At 60.6% G+C, this 13,234-nt stretch carries 15 protein-coding genes and 1 tRNA gene; 7 read left to right on the top strand and 9 right to left on the bottom strand.

Features of this window, described 5'->3' with window-relative positions; genetic code table 11:
• Positions 1-122: 122 nt before the first annotated feature.
• Positions 123-830: an SDR family oxidoreductase gene (locus RPG13_RS29345; protein ID WP_245493051.1), complete on the top strand. Its 708-nt coding sequence runs from the start codon at positions 123-125 to the stop codon at positions 828-830.
• Between the two features lie 329 nt (positions 831-1,159).
• On the opposite strand, the gene RPG13_RS29340 is transcribed toward RPG13_RS29345, so the two are convergent.
• Positions 1,160-1,236, bottom strand: a tRNA-Met gene (locus RPG13_RS29340).
• A 342-nt stretch (positions 1,237-1,578) separates the two neighbouring features.
• Between RPG13_RS29340 and RPG13_RS29335 the strand changes: the two genes are divergently transcribed.
• Positions 1,579-2,586, top strand: coding sequence for a Gfo/Idh/MocA family protein (locus RPG13_RS29335; RefSeq protein WP_127203791.1), 1,008 nt, complete (start codon positions 1,579-1,581; stop codon positions 2,584-2,586).
• A gap of 15 nt (positions 2,587-2,601) precedes the next feature.
• Here RPG13_RS29335 and mnmA read toward each other — a convergent pair whose 3' ends face one another.
• Positions 2,602-3,792, bottom strand: a complete 1,191-nt coding sequence (mnmA, locus tag RPG13_RS29330) for a tRNA 2-thiouridine(34) synthase MnmA (RefSeq protein ID WP_127293241.1) — start codon at positions 3,790-3,792, stop codon at positions 2,602-2,604.
• A gap of 271 nt (positions 3,793-4,063) precedes the next feature.
• On the opposite strand from mnmA, the gene sciP reads away from it, so the two are divergent.
• A complete protein-coding gene (sciP, locus tag RPG13_RS29325; protein ID WP_006203587.1) occupies positions 4,064-4,339 on the top strand; it encodes a CtrA inhibitor SciP in 276 nt (91 codons plus the stop codon).
• Positions 4,340-4,411: 72 nt separating this feature from the next.
• Here sciP and RPG13_RS29320 read toward each other — a convergent pair whose 3' ends face one another.
• Entirely contained in the window at positions 4,412-5,338 is a 927-nt protein-coding gene (locus tag RPG13_RS29320; protein WP_337126635.1) for an NADP-dependent oxidoreductase, read from the bottom strand.
• 167 nt (positions 5,339-5,505) lie between these two features.
• On the opposite strand from RPG13_RS29320, the gene RPG13_RS29315 reads away from it, so the two are divergent.
• Complete coding sequence (locus tag RPG13_RS29315; RefSeq protein ID WP_245329796.1) at positions 5,506-5,829, top strand: winged helix-turn-helix transcriptional regulator; 324 nt, start codon at positions 5,506-5,508, stop codon at positions 5,827-5,829.
• An 88-nt stretch (positions 5,830-5,917) separates the two neighbouring features.
• Here the strand turns inward: RPG13_RS29315 and RPG13_RS29310 are convergent, their stop codons facing one another.
• A complete protein-coding gene (locus RPG13_RS29310; RefSeq protein ID WP_337126634.1) occupies positions 5,918-6,295 on the bottom strand; it encodes a flagellar export protein FliJ in 378 nt (125 codons plus the stop codon).
• A 451-nt stretch (positions 6,296-6,746) separates the two neighbouring features.
• On the opposite strand from RPG13_RS29310, the gene ctrA reads away from it, so the two are divergent.
• Complete coding sequence (gene ctrA / locus RPG13_RS29305; protein WP_006203583.1) at positions 6,747-7,442, top strand: response regulator transcription factor CtrA; 696 nt, start codon at positions 6,747-6,749, stop codon at positions 7,440-7,442.
• A gap of 120 nt (positions 7,443-7,562) precedes the next feature.
• Here the strand turns inward: ctrA and RPG13_RS29300 are convergent, their stop codons facing one another.
• Both RPG13_RS29300 and chpT read right to left on the bottom strand, forming a co-directional pair.
• Complete coding sequence (locus RPG13_RS29300) at positions 7,563-7,931, bottom strand: response regulator (protein ID WP_095484254.1); 369 nt, start codon at positions 7,929-7,931, stop codon at positions 7,563-7,565.
• Positions 7,932-8,177: 246 nt separating this feature from the next.
• Positions 8,178-8,807, bottom strand: coding sequence for a histidine phosphotransferase ChpT (gene chpT / locus RPG13_RS29295; RefSeq protein ID WP_128286229.1), 630 nt, complete (start codon positions 8,805-8,807; stop codon positions 8,178-8,180).
• Positions 8,808-9,207: 400 nt separating this feature from the next.
• Between chpT and RPG13_RS29290 the strand changes: the two genes are divergently transcribed.
• Both RPG13_RS29290 and RPG13_RS29285 read left to right on the top strand, forming a co-directional pair.
• Positions 9,208-9,744: a DUF1134 domain-containing protein gene (locus tag RPG13_RS29290; RefSeq protein WP_245493050.1), complete on the top strand. Its 537-nt coding sequence runs from the start codon at positions 9,208-9,210 to the stop codon at positions 9,742-9,744.
• 148 nt (positions 9,745-9,892) lie between these two features.
• Entirely contained in the window at positions 9,893-11,062 is a 1,170-nt protein-coding gene (locus RPG13_RS29285; protein ID WP_337126633.1) for a hypothetical protein, read from the top strand.
• A gap of 29 nt (positions 11,063-11,091) precedes the next feature.
• On the opposite strand, the gene RPG13_RS29280 is transcribed toward RPG13_RS29285, so the two are convergent.
• The 3 genes from RPG13_RS29280 to RPG13_RS29270 form a co-directional block, all read right to left on the bottom strand.
• On the bottom strand, positions 11,092-11,895 hold the full coding sequence (locus tag RPG13_RS29280; RefSeq protein ID WP_128241895.1) for a TrmH family RNA methyltransferase: 804 nt from the start codon (positions 11,893-11,895) through the stop codon (positions 11,092-11,094).
• A 57-nt stretch (positions 11,896-11,952) separates the two neighbouring features.
• Positions 11,953-12,291 (bottom strand): ArsR/SmtB family transcription factor, encoded by a 339-nt coding sequence (locus RPG13_RS29275; RefSeq protein WP_065011891.1) that lies wholly within the window; start codon positions 12,289-12,291, stop codon positions 11,953-11,955.
• A gap of 155 nt (positions 12,292-12,446) precedes the next feature.
• Positions 12,447-13,226, bottom strand: coding sequence for a HugZ family pyridoxamine 5'-phosphate oxidase (locus RPG13_RS29270; RefSeq protein WP_337126632.1), 780 nt, complete (start codon positions 13,224-13,226; stop codon positions 12,447-12,449).
• Positions 13,227-13,234: the final 8 nt, after the last annotated feature.

The following is a 13,234-nucleotide window of genomic DNA, read 5'->3' as shown; positions in this document are numbered from 1 at the left end:
GGCTCTGCCTGTGGCCGGCTATCCCGCTTGTTCTCGGAGAAACCATGACTGACGCATACGCCACATTCGCCCAAGACAGCTTTGCCGGCAGAACCGTGCTGGTGACCGGCGCCGCGAGCGGCATGGGTTTCGAGACCGCCCGTGCATTCCTTTCCAAGGGGGCCGAGGTCGTGCTCTGCGACCGCGATGCGGAGGGCCTCAGCAAGCGTCACGACGAACTGAAAGGAATAGGCGCAACGTCGCATGAGGTGGTGGCCGACATGGGCGATCCCAACAGCATTAGGCGTATGTTCGACTATTGCGACGCCAATCTGGCGCGGCTCGACAATGTCGTCACCTGCGCCGCGATCATTACCGCCAAGAGAATCCCGGAACAGGATTGGGCGCACTGGCAGCGTGTGCTCGGCGTCAATCTGCTGGGCACCTTCTTCACCGTTCAGGGGGCCGTGCAGCGCATGCAAGGCAGTCCCAACGGTGGAAACATTGTCTGCGTGGCTTCTGATGCTGGCGTGCACGGTGGCGGTGGCCTCATCGCCGACACGGCCTATGCAGCTTCAAAGGCCGGCACGCTGTCGCTGGTGAAGTCCGTTGCGCGCGAGCTGGCGGGAAAGAAAGTGCGCATCAACGCCCTCAATCCAGGGCCGACCGATTCGCCGATGCACTCGCATGTCGATCAGGCCCTCAAGGATCGCATCGCAGCCAACCTGCCGATTCGCCGCATGGGCCAGCCCGATGACATGGCTGCCGCGATCCTGTTCCTCTGTTCCGATGCCGCAAGTTTTATCTACGGCGCGGCGCTCGACGTGGATGGTGGCTCGATGTTCCGCTGAGCAGCGTGCAACGGCCAAGGCCTTCAGACGCCCTACGCGGCTCTCAGTCGCTTTGGCCAGAAGTCCGCCCAACGAGACGCAAGCTGCCGCCAAGATCGATACGGACCTTGAGGTCAGGCATCCCGGAGCGTTCCGGCCGGTCGCTTAAGTTGGGCGTGTTCACGCGGCAGGAGCAGTTCTCCGGCTCCGCCATTCGATGCGTGTTGCGACGGCTGCCCTAAGGCTACTTCCGAGTCGAGTGCTCCTTTGATCTCATTATGAAATTCCGTCCGATGGCGCTACCATCGAGGGGGAGATTTATTATAGATTTCAGTGAGTTAACCAGATTTTGGTAGCGGGAGAGGGACTTGAACCCCCGACCCCAGGATTATGATTCCCGTGCTCTAACCAACTGAGCTACCCCGCCAGGGCGGCGAAAGGCCCGAAATCCGCCTTAAATCAGAAGGCATGTCGAAGCGTTCGCCAAGGTCGGGCGGATATAAGGTTGGGAGGCCAAGCCTGTCAAGCATCGATGCAGCCGGCATATTGGCATATTCTATCGCTTCGGGCCGGATATCGGAATCGATTTCGGAAAGCACGGTGCGAAGGGTCAAAGTCATGAGGTGAGAACTTTGTGCGTCCAAGCGGACGTGCGTCGCTCCAATGGGCGAAAAGCTCTACCGGGCAGGAATTTGAGCTGAAATGCCGGGGTTGAGTTCGGCGGAGTGCGCCGCTATGTCTCGGCCACGAAATTCTAGAGTTGGAATTGATGAAACCGCGCATTGCAGTCCTCGGTTGCGGATACTGGGGCAGCAACCACATCCGCACCCTCAAGGCGCTCGGCGCGCTTCACGCGGTCTCGGACGTCAACCCAGCCCGCGCTGAAGGCTTCGCCAGTGAACAGGATTGCCTGGCGATCGAGCCGGAGGCGCTGTTTGCTCGAAAAGACATCGACGCCATCGTCATGGCGCTGCCGCCGCAGTTCCACGCCGATATGGCGGTGCGCGCCGTCCAGGGCGGCAAGGACGTGCTGGTGGAAAAGCCAATCGCGCTGACGGTGACGGATGCCGAGCGTTCGGTAAAGGCGGCGGCCGACAATGGCCGCGTCTTCATGGTCGGCCATGTGCTGCGCTTTCATCCAGCCTTCGAGACGTTGAAGGCGCTGATCGACAATGGCGAGCTCGGCGAAGTCCGCTATATCCATTCGCACCGGCTCGGGCTCGGCAAGTTCCACACCGAGAACGACGCGCTGTGGGATCTGGCGCCGCACGATCTGTCGATGATCCTGGCCATCACGGGCACGGAGCCGATCGAGGTGCGCGGCGAAGGGGCAGCGCTCCTCGACAATCTCAGTGATTTCGCGCATCTGCATATGCGCTTTCCCAACGGCCTGCGCAGCCATCTCTTCGCGTCGCGGCTCAATCCTTACCGCGAACGGCGGCTGACCGTGGTCGGCACCAAGGCGATGGCGGTGTTCGACGATGTCGAGCCGTGGGAGCGCAAGCTCGCCGTCTACCGCCACGCGGTGTGGCAAGACAGCGGCCAATGGGCCTTCACCACCAACGAGCCGTCCTACGTGGCGGTGGGCGAGGGCATGCCGCTGACGCGAGAGCTCGAGCATTTCATCCAGTGCATCGAGACGCGGGCAGAACCGCGCACCGGCGGCGAGGAAGCCATCAGGGTGCTGCGCATCCTGACCGCTGGCACGATTACCCACACCGGATCGTCTTCCCGAGAGAAAAGCGCCGCTGTATTAGAGCCTGATCCATCCCGATAGAATCGGGATCACCGTCTATTCGGCGGGAACCTGCGCCGGCCGGGCCGCCAGCCGCGTCAGCATCGCCTCAGCCTCGGCGCCTCGCTCGGAACGCTCGATGAAGCCGCCGCCGAACACGCGAGCCTCGTTGCCGTCGTCGGAATAGAGCACGCAGGCCTGGCCGGGCGCGATGCCGGACTCACCGTCGACCAGCTCCACCGTAGTGACGCCGGCGCTGTGATGCAGCACCGCCGGGCGCGGCGGGCGTGTCGAGCGGACCTTGGCGAAAAGCTCCAGCCCGGCCGCCTGGATGTCGGACAGCGCAGCGTCGCCCAGCCAGTTCATGTCGCGCAAATAAATCTTGTGCGTCTCCAGCGCCTCGCGCGGGCCAACGACGACGCGGGCCCGGTCGGCGTCGAGATGGACGACGTAGAGCGGCTCGCCCGAGGCGATGCCGATGCCGCGGCGCTGACCGATCGTGTAGCGCAAAATGCCTTCATGGCGGCCGAGCACGCGGCCGTCGATATGGACGATATCGCCCGGATTGGCAGCAGTCGGCTTCAGCTTGGCGATGATGTCTGAATATTTGCCCTGCGGCACGAAGCAGATGTCCTGGCTGTCCTGCTTGGCGGCGACCGTCAGTCCCATTTCCTCGGCGATAGCGCGAACCTGCGGCTTCGACAGGCCGCCGAGCGGAAAGCGCAGATAATCGATCTGCGCCTGTGTTGTGGCGAACAGGAAATAGCTCTGGTCGCGGTCCGCGTCGACCGGCCGGTACAGTGCGCGATGGGCGCCATTGGCGCCGGAGCGAATGTAATGGCCGGTGGCCAGCGCGTCGGCGCCAAGCTCCTTGGCGGTCGTCAGAAGGTCGGCGAACTTCACCGTCTGGTTGCAGGAAACGCAAGGGATCGGCGTTTCGCCGGCCACATAGCTCTCGGCGAAGGGGTCGATCACCGCCTTGCGGAAGCGCTCCTCGTAATTGAGCACATAATGCGGAATGCCGAGCGTCTCGGAGACGCGACGGGCATCGTCGATGTCCTGGCCGGCGCAGCACGAGCCGGCCCGGTGCGTTGCCGCGCCATGGTCGTAGAGCTGTAGCGTTACGCCGACGACATCATAGCCTTCGCGCTTCAAAAGGCCGGCAACGACCGACGAATCGACTCCGCCCGACATGGCGACAACGATGCGGGTATCTTCGGGACGTCGGGGAAGGTCGAGGCTGTTCATGGTTCTTTCGTTCTGCATGCGCCTGGACGACGGCGCTTGAATGCCAATGGCCGGAATATAGGTCAAGCTTTCCAGGTACGCCAGCTTCGCGAACTGGCCGATTTTTTTGAACGGATGCGACGCTTGCCGGCAGATATCTCAAATGCCGACGAAAAGACTAACGCGGCGTTCATGATCCTTACCTAGCTATTAGGGTCTGCTTAGGCAATTTTTAAAGCTGTGGCGGTAATGTGGTGGGGATTGGGTCTTTGAGTTTTTAGTAGAGAGTACGATGACCGATCTTGTTAGACCGCGAGTCAAATATGTTATCGGGCCTGACGGCAGCCCTCTTACGATTGCCGATCTGCCGCCGACGAACACACGCCGCTGGGTTATCCGACGCAAGGCGGAAGTGGTGGCGGCTGTGCGCGGCGGGCTTTTGAGCCTCGAAGAGGCGTGCCAGCGCTACAAGCTGACCACCGAGGAATTCCTGTCCTGGCAGGCGTCGATCGACGAATATGGCCTTGCCGGGCTGCGCACGACGCGCATCCAGCAATATCGGCATTAAGGCTGGTTCGAGGACGTCAAAAGGCGCGATAATCCGCGCCCTTTTTGTTTTGCCGGAACGGTTTTCTCTGCTTCAGGCCGTCAGCACCACCTTGCCGATCGGCCTGGTGGCGAGAAAGGCATGGGCAGCGCCTGCTTCTTCGAGCGGAAAGGCCTTTGCCACATGGGCGGCAAGCTTTTTCGCTTCGATAAGCTTGCCAAGTTCTACAAGGCCTGCGCGGTCGGGCACGACGGACATCCGCTCGACGCGGATATCTTGCGCCTTGGCTTCTGCCTTTGTGGTGTCGCTGACATCGAGCAATGACACCAGCACGCCGCCGGCCTTGAGAACCTTCAGCGAGCGCTGCGCATGATCGCCGCCAAACATCTCCAGGACGAGGTCGATGTCATGGGCCTTGTCGACGAAATCATCCTTTGTGTAATCGATCACTTCGTCGGCTCCCAGCGAGCGTGCGAAGTCGAGCTTTTCAGGGCTCGCGGTGGCGACGACATAAGCGCCGCGCGCCTTGGCGATCTGCACCGCCAAATGCCCGACGCCACCGGCCGCCGCGTGGACCAATACGCGCTGGCCTTGTTCGAGCCCGCCATGGCGAACCAGACCTTGCCAGGCCGTCAGGCCGGCCAGCGGCAGTGCCGCGGCATGGAGGTGATCGATGCCTTTCGGCTTCGGCGCGATCTCGTCCGCCGGGACGGCGGCCAATTCGGCATTGGCGGCCGCCTGCTTGGGAAAGCGCGGCATTCCGAATACGGCGTCGCCGACCTTTAGGCCGGTTACGCCAGACCCCAGCGCCTCGACGGTTCCCGAAACATCCCAGCCGAGGATGAAGGGCGGCTCGCCGAGCAGCGGATAGCGGCCGGCGCGAACCGCGCCATCAACCGGATTGATGCCGGAGGCGCCGACGCGGATAAGCACCTCGCCGGCGTTGGGCGACGGTGCCGGACGGTCGGCGATGACGAGGACTTCGGGTCCGCCGACGGAATTCTGGATAACGGCACGCATTGGGAGGCTCTCCTGCTTGTTGGTGTGCCACTATCATTTGGATAGTAATATCCGCTTGTCTAGTATGTACCTTTTCGATATATAGACACCTTATGGATAGCGAAGATAAATCCCCATTTGGCTACGACGCATTCCGGCGGACGTGCCCCTCGCACACCGTGCTTGAAATGCTCGCCAGTAAATGGGTCTATCTGGTGATCTGCGCGTTGCGCCGGGGCCGGCTGCGCAACGGCGAATTGGCGCGCAAGCTCGAAGGCATTTCTCCGAAAATGCTGACGCACACGCTGCGCGTGCTTGAGCGCGATGGCCTGGTGCGGCGCGAGATCTTTCCGGTTATCCCACCGCGGGTCGAATATGAATTGACCGAGCTCGGCCAGAACCTGGCGGGGCTGCTCAATCAGATCAGGTCCTGGTCAGAGCAGCATGCTCCCGACATCAAGGATGCCCGGGCGCGGGCGGTCGCGGAACATGAAGGGGATTTGGTGGCGTAAGCCTGCTGACGGCCCGGTATGAGCGGCGACGTTCCAGATGAGCAACGCCCGGATCGCTGGGCTTTGATTGGCCCTTAAAGCCTTGTTTTCAGCCGATCATGGCGCTGCGGCCGCCGGTCTCGGCGTCGCGGATCTTGGTGTCGCGCGATTCGAGCATTTCCGCTTTGGAAAGCTCCGCTTCGGCTTCGCCGAGCAGTGATTCGGCGACGCTTCGTTGCTGGGCGAGGTCGCTTTGCGAATTTCTGAGGTTGTCGCGGCGCAGGCGCGCTGCCTTGGCGAAGGTCGGATAGGCAAAATGGTTGATGTCGGTGATGCCGGCTTTCTTTTCTTCGGCAGTGATCTGAAGTTCCAGTTCGACAGCCATGCGCTCGAATTCAGCGATCATCATGTCGCATTGCAGCAATTGCCGCCTCTTCTCGTTCACCTGAAACTGCTTCAGCCGAACGAGGTTTTCACGTGACTTCATGATTCGGTACTCCTGGAAACGCACACCTGCACATATCGCCCAATCCACCTGGCAAACCTCAGGCTTCACCCGTTTCCACCGACTTTACCGGAACTATGGGAAACAAATTCCTAAAGTTTTTTGCCGGCGGTAACCATTCGTTTACGGGCATTGTTAATCATACGGCTCAGGACTTAAGGCCGGGTAAAAATTCCGGCTCTCGATACGGAAACGCGGCCGACGAGTCCCTGGAGTCACTTAGTCTGGCTTTTTAATGTTCTGCATTAGCCGTTTGGTTCTGTGATTCATTATTAGATTCAACAAGGTGTAGAAAGGGGTTAAAAAATCTGGTACCGTCAACGGCACGGAATTAGGTTTTGTTAACCATTCGATGGCAGCCTCTGCTCAGGCAATCACTGCTCCGGTCCTGGACGGGTCGTGAAATGGTCCGGCAGCAGAAAAGGGGAATGAAATGCGTGTTCTGCTGATAGAAGATGACAGTGCGACCGCACAAAGCATCGAGCTGATGCTGAAATCGGAAAGTTTCAATGTCTATACGACCGATCTTGGTGAAGAAGGTGTCGATCTAGGCAAGCTCTACGACTACGACATCATCCTTCTCGACCTCAATCTCCCCGATATGTCGGGATATGAGGTCTTGAGAACACTTCGCCTTTCGAAAGTGAAGACGCCTATCCTTATCCTCTCCGGCATGGCCGGCATCGAGGACAAGGTACGCGGCCTCGGCTTCGGCGCAGACGACTACATGACCAAGCCGTTCCACAAGGACGAACTGGTCGCCCGCATCCACGCTATCGTGCGGCGCTCCAAGGGCCATGCCCAGTCGGTGATCACCACTGGCGACCTGGTGGTCAATCTCGATGCCAAGACCGTTGAGGTCGGTGGCCAGCGCGTGCATCTGACCGGCAAGGAATATCAGATGCTGGAGTTGCTCTCGCTGCGCAAGGGCACCACGCTTACCAAGGAAATGTTCCTCAACCACCTTTACGGCGGCATGGACGAACCGGAGCTGAAGATCATCGACGTCTTCATCTGCAAGCTGCGCAAGAAGCTCGACGCTGCTTCCGGCGGCCAGAATTACATCGAGACGGTTTGGGGTCGCGGCTATGTGCTGCGCGAGCCGGAAGATATCCGCGTCAGCGCCTGAGCCGACAACGTCGATCCGATCGATTTTTCCGACAAAAATCCGGCTTCGGCCGGATTTTGCGTTCATGTCGCAGATATTAGAGCGCCGATTTCCGGGATCATGCGCGAGGGGTTCGGCGAATCAGGCTGCAACGGTCAAGGTGCGGAAGCGCTCGAGAAGTTGCGGCCGATTGAACGGCTTCAGCAGATAGCCTTGAGCGCCGGCGCGCTTTGCCCGCATGATCGAAGCGACGTCGACCTCAACCAGCGAAATCAGGATCTGGGGCTGAACCGGGCTTTCCATGGCGCGCACGCGGCGGATGACGTCCACCGCCTGCATGTCCGGCAAGGCGCCGTCGATGACGATGATGTCCGGCATGTCGGCAGTGCACATCTCGACCGCATCAAATCCGCTGGCGGCTTCGATGACCAGCATGTCGGATCCACCCAGGATGCGCTTTGCAACCTTCCTGATGACGCTCGAATCGTCGATGAACATGCAGCGTTTCATTTCCGGGCCCTCTTTGCCATGCGGCAATCCGGCAGCGTCGCGGTACTGAAGGGCACTGTAGGTCAATCCGGTAAAGAAGCCGAAAAGCCATTAGGTAAAATTTTTGCAAGAACGGCTTATACAGAAACTACTTGGTCGATGCTTCATCCGATCTAGGTGGGAAGACTCATTTCGTTCGACTGTGGTGGAGTAGTAAATATTGTCTAGAAAAATACTTATCTGTCCTTTTCGGCCAGCTTGGCTGCCTCAGGCAACCGAAAGCACGATTTCTTCCGCGGTCGCGTGGATCGATATCGTCATATTGGCCTCGCGCGCCAGAAGCAGTGTGTAATAGGGCTGCACCGAATGCGCGTCGATCGGCTCCTCAGGCTTGTTGCCGGAATGAAGTTCCAGGAATTTGGGCGGCACGCGCAGCATCGGACCGCTCGCGGCGAGCGCAAAGCGTGGTTCGGTGTCGAGGTCTTCAAGCGTGACCGTAAGCTTGCCACCACGCGGGATGGCGGCGTTGGCGACGAGAATGAGGTTGAGCAGCAGCTTGACCTTGTTCTTGGGCAGCAGTGCGCGGGTTCCGTTCCAGACCAGTTCCGGCTTCTCGTTCTTCAGGAAGGCGATCGCAACGGCCTCGGCGTCTCCCGTGTCGATCATCATGCCGGCAGAGCCGGCCGCGCCGAAGGCGATGCGGGCGAATTGCAGGCGAGCCGAAGCGTTTCTGGCGCTCTGGCGAATCAACTTCATGGCGTCTTCGTCGGCGCCGCCTTCATCGAGCAGCTCGAGCCCGTTGTTTATGGCGCCGACTGGCGAAATGATGTCGTGGCAGACCCGGCTGCACAAAAGCGCTGCGAGATCGGGTGCGGAAAGGGTGAAAAGCTCGGCCATCGGCGAAAGTCCCTGCAAAATTTCACTAAAAATGGCCGGGCGATCGATGATCACGCCTGCCCACACGAATCACGCTCTCTCCCAAGGCCTACTGAATACACAGCGCCTGAGCGTGCAGCAACAAATCCGGAATTGTCGTTATCGAAAATGGTGTGTTCACGCAGGGTGCGGATACTGCGCGGGCGACGCGAAACCGGCTCGAACCAGCCTTCTAACCGCCATCTTCATGTGAAAGCTTAATGGTTGAAAAAGGATTACGGCATAGTTTGCCTATAACAGCCATCCTTAACGGCCGCCAAAGAGCCGCACGGATGCGAGGCGTCGGCGAAGGTGCTCCCTGACGGAGATTGGAAGCATGTATTCCCGATACTACGACCGGAGCTTTTTCCGTGTCATCTCGATGGCGATCGCTCTCATGGGCCTTGTCGTCTTTTCAACCTCGGCTTCGCGGGCCCAGGAGTACACCGCTCAGGAGATCGTCGATTCCGGTCATAAATTCTTCGGCGCGACATCGGGCGGGCTCGCTACCGTCGTCGAAAAGATTTTCGCCTCCTACGGCCTGCCCAATGGCTATTTGCTTGGCGAAGAGGGCTCGGGCGCGCTGATCGGTGGCCTGACCTATGGCGAAGGCACGCTCTACACCAAGAATGCCGGTGATCACAAAGTGTTCTGGCAGGGCCCGTCGCTTGGCTGGGATTTTGGCGGCGAAGGCTCGCGGGTGATGATGCTGGTCTATAATCTCGATGATGTGAACAGCCTCTACAATCGTTTCGGCGGCGTTGCCGGCTCGGCCTATATCGTGGCTGGCGTCGGCTTCAACGTGATGAAGAACAACAATGTGCTGCTGGTGCCGATCCGTACCGGCGTCGGCGCCCGGCTTGGTGTCAATCTCGGCTATCTCAAGCTTACCCAGCGCGCCACCTGGAATCCGTTCTGAGCAAGCGGTTGCCTCGCGATCTCGATTGGTTCCAGGGTTGACGATCTGGACATTGCTGCGGCAGACCCTTGCCGCAGCACTGGAATTCCGTCATGCGAACGTGGCACAGTCCATAACGGTTGTTTGCCGTCCATAACGGATAGTCACCTTGGTTCAGTCGGTCCTGTTCTTTGTCCTCGGCTTTCTCTGCGCCGGCTTTCTGGCGCTGATGATTGCCCCGGCCATCTGGCGGCGGGCCGTGATGCTGACGCGCAAGCGCGTCGAGGGCTCGATGCCGCTGACGCTGGCCGAGATCCAAGCGGAGAAGGATCGCATCCGCGCCGAGTTCGCCATGTCGACGCGCCGGCTTGAGATGACCGTCAAATCGCTGCGCGAGAAATCGGCCGAACAGCTTGTCGAGATCGGCCGCGGCCGCGAGGCACTGAAGGAGCTGGCGGTCGAGCGGAAGGACAAGGAACAGGCCCTTTCCGAACTCGAGGCCAAGGGCAAAGAATTTCGGCAGCGCGAAGACCAGTTGCAGCTTTTGTCGGATCGGCTCGCTCAAGCCGAGCATGCCCTGGAAAAGCGTGTGCTCGAGCTGAAAAAGCTGGAGCACATGTATGACGACGCCAGCTTTTCTTCCAGCAGCCGTCAGATCGAACTTGTGGCGCGCGAATCCGAACTGCAAAAGCTGGCCGACGACATTTCGGTGCTGCGCGGCCAACGCAAGGAGGCGGACAGGCGCCAACAGGAGATCGCGGCCGAGAGCAAGGCCGTGCGAGACGCGCTGAAAGCCGAGAAGAAAAGGACCGGCGAACTGGTCAAAAAGGTCGAGCGCCTGCTCGCCACGCTTGCCGATCGCGAGGACAAGCTTGATCGCCGCGAAAAGGAAATCGCGCGGCTTCGCGAAAAGTCAAAAGGCGAAAGCGTGGAAAACGCGTCGGCGGTGCGTCTCGTCGGAGTGCAAGGCAGTCAGGTCGATGCGGCCGTCAAGGGCGACCAAGACATCGAAAAAGCCATCGCCAAGCTCGACAGCGACCGGGAGCGGTTGGAGGCGAGGCTGACGGAACTGGCCCGCGAGAACAAGAAACTGAAAACGGATATTGCCGCCTTCGAGGCGTCCAAATCGGAAGGCGGCAGCGATGCGCGCCGCGCCAACGCTGCGTTGCGCGAGCAGATGAGCGACCTGGCGGCGCAGGTCGTCGCCCTGACGGCGAAGCTCGACGGGCCGGATTCGCCGATCGCAAAGGTTCTTGCGGCACCCAAGCAATCGGGAAGCGGTGAACGCAGCCTTGCCGATCGCGTGCGGGCGCTGCAGAAGGCCGAGTCGGCGCATTGAACCCAGGCAGTGATGCTGACCTCTGCGGCTCAGGTCCTGCCTGCCGAAAAATGATGCAAGGCGATGGCTGACGCGGCGGCGACATTCAGGCTGTCGAAGCCTTCTGCCATATCGATCCGCACCGTCCGCAGGCGGGCGAGCAGGCTCTCAGGCAGGCCTTCGCCTTCGGTGCCGAGATAGAGCGCCAGCCGTTCGGTCCTTTTCGCATTACGGATCTCGGTTCGCCCGCGTGGCGACAAAGCGAACTGGCCGAAGCCCAGCCGGTCGAGCGCTGCGGTGAAGCCGCCGGTCTCAGTGAAGGAGGCGAAGGGAACTTTCAGCGCGGCGCCGACCGAGACGCGGATCGCCTTGCGGTACAGCGGATCGCAGCAGGTCGTGTCCAGAAACACCGCATCGGCGCCGAAAGCAGCGGCATTGCGAAAGATCGAGCCCATATTGTCATGGTTGGCGATGCCGACCAGCACGACGATCAACGCACGGGCGGGCAGGGTGTCCAGCAAGGCCTCGGCAGGCTGCGCCGCACCCTTGCGGCCGATCGCCAATATGCCGCGATGCATGTGAAAGCCGGCAATCCTGTCCATGACCTCGCTGGTCGCCACATAGATCGGAAGGTCCGCGGGCGCCCGGCGCAGGGTTGCATCGAGGCCGGCCAGCCGGTTTTCGAGTATGAGCACCGATTCGGCCGTGAAGCGTTCGGCGGCGAACAGCATTTCGAGCACCACCTTGCCTTCGGCAATGAAGCGGCCTTGCCGGCCGGCAAGATCGCGCTCGCGGATATCGAGATAGGCGGAGACGCGCGGGTCTTGCGGGTCGTCGATATGAATGGGACGCATGCGTTCCTCGGCAGACGAAATAGGGTCAGCGAGGGAAGAAGAACTTGGGCCGGCCGGTCAAGTCCCGGAGCGACGCGGGCGGTACGCCATCTGCGACAGCTCACCCTCGCCGAAAATCCCGTCCAGCGTGTTGAGAAGTTCGCGCACGGCATCGGATTTACAGGAATAGTAGATCATCTGCCGGTCGCGCCGGGTCTCGACGAGATCGAGCGCCCGCAGTTTGGCCAGATGCTGTGACAAGGCGGATTGGCTGAGCAGAACCTTCTCGGCGATAGCGCCGACCGACATTTCACCATCGGCCAGATAGTTCATGATCAACAGTCGTTTCTCGTTGCCCATCAGCGTCAGAAACGCAGCCGCTGATTCGGCGTTGGCGATTAGCTTTTTCGAGACCATTGATCCCCCATACCTTCCTGCTCATCCGGCGCTATGGGGGCAATAGCGTCTGATTCCATAGACTCACTCGCGAATGTGCGCTGACGATTCAACGCTCCCGCGAAAGGGTAGAACATTTCACTCAAACCTCAAGACTTGCTTTCGACCCGACGCGATTAACTGTCGGACTGTGTTTCGTCTGCCACTCGGCCGGTCTTTGTCATGTCGACCAGAACATGCCTGAGCTCACGCGCCGTCCTCAGTGGCTCGGGGAAAAAGACCCGGCAGACATCGTCGCCCAACGCCAGGTCCATGCCGTCGGCGTCGAAGCCGGTGATGATCCAGCCGTCGCCTGCGGCCTTGGCGAAATGGCGGGCGTAGACGGCAATTGCATCGCCATGGTCGGCATTCATGTGGTCGAGGGCGGATTGTTCGCCAGCGGCAAGCTCTTCGACGATCGGCGCGGTCATGACCAGATCGGTGCGCTCGAGCAAGTAGGCCTTGCCAAAGCCGCCGTTGAGACTGGCGCGCTCCGGCTCGAGGCGGAAGACCGAGAAGTCGCCAAGCCCGGCATAGAGCTTCGCCTTGGGGTTACGGTTGAGATAACGCCGTTCGGCGCGGGCGTGCTCGTCGGATCCGCGCTCAAGCCGTGCTGCCCGACAGACGAGCGTCAACCGCGGGTGCGCCAGCGGGTCGCCCTTGCCTGGCTCGCCGACAAGCAGGGAACAGCGCGGGTCTGCAAGGATCGCGCCGGTGTGGGCGGACAGCATCGATACGAGGATCAGCGGCGTGCCGTCGATATCGGTGGCGACACCAACCCTGCTGGCCAGCGGCGAACCGGTCCCAGGCTCGATCACCGCCAGCGCGCCGAAACGGGCACTGCGGATCAGCGTCTTCGCCAGCCTGGTCGCTTCGGCGTCGGTCTCGCGAATCACGTCCTTCTTTCGATCACCCAAAATGCTCA

The sequence above is a fragment of the Mesorhizobium sp. ISC15 genome, from assembly GCF_037162615.1.
GTDB lineage: Bacteria > Pseudomonadota > Alphaproteobacteria > Rhizobiales > Rhizobiaceae > Mesorhizobium > Mesorhizobium mediterraneum.
Note: the sequence above shows the minus strand (reverse complement) of the source record. Positions and strands in the feature narration are given on the sequence as shown.

Bases quoted from the DNA above. Each gene is read 5' to 3' on its own strand.
- RPG13_RS29345 (WP_245493051.1), top strand. From the start codon at position 123: ATGGGTTTCGAGACCGCCCGTGCATTCCTTTCCAAGGGGGCCGAGGTC.
- RPG13_RS29335 (WP_127203791.1), top strand. From the start codon at position 1,579: ATGAAACCGCGCATTGCAGTCCTCGGTTGCGGATACTGGGGCAGCAAC.
- mnmA (WP_127293241.1), bottom strand. From the start codon at position 3,792: ATGAACAGCCTCGACCTTCCCCGACGTCCCGAAGATACCCGCATCGTT.
- sciP (WP_006203587.1), top strand. From the start codon at position 4,064: ATGACCGATCTTGTTAGACCGCGAGTCAAATATGTTATCGGGCCTGAC.
- RPG13_RS29320 (WP_337126635.1), bottom strand. From the start codon at position 5,338: ATGCGTGCCGTTATCCAGAATTCCGTCGGCGGACCCGAAGTCCTCGTC.
- RPG13_RS29315 (WP_245329796.1), top strand. From the start codon at position 5,506: ATGCTCGCCAGTAAATGGGTCTATCTGGTGATCTGCGCGTTGCGCCGG.
- RPG13_RS29310 (WP_337126634.1), bottom strand. From the start codon at position 6,295: ATGAAGTCACGTGAAAACCTCGTTCGGCTGAAGCAGTTTCAGGTGAAC.
- ctrA (WP_006203583.1), top strand. From the start codon at position 6,747: ATGCGTGTTCTGCTGATAGAAGATGACAGTGCGACCGCACAAAGCATC.
- RPG13_RS29300 (WP_095484254.1), bottom strand. From the start codon at position 7,931: ATGAAACGCTGCATGTTCATCGACGATTCGAGCGTCATCAGGAAGGTT.
- chpT (WP_128286229.1), bottom strand. From the start codon at position 8,807: ATGGCCGAGCTTTTCACCCTTTCCGCACCCGATCTCGCAGCGCTTTTG.
- RPG13_RS29290 (WP_245493050.1), top strand. From the start codon at position 9,208: ATGGCGATCGCTCTCATGGGCCTTGTCGTCTTTTCAACCTCGGCTTCG.
- RPG13_RS29280 (WP_128241895.1), bottom strand. From the start codon at position 11,895: ATGCGTCCCATTCATATCGACGACCCGCAAGACCCGCGCGTCTCCGCC.
- RPG13_RS29275 (WP_065011891.1), bottom strand. From the start codon at position 12,291: ATGGTCTCGAAAAAGCTAATCGCCAACGCCGAATCAGCGGCTGCGTTT.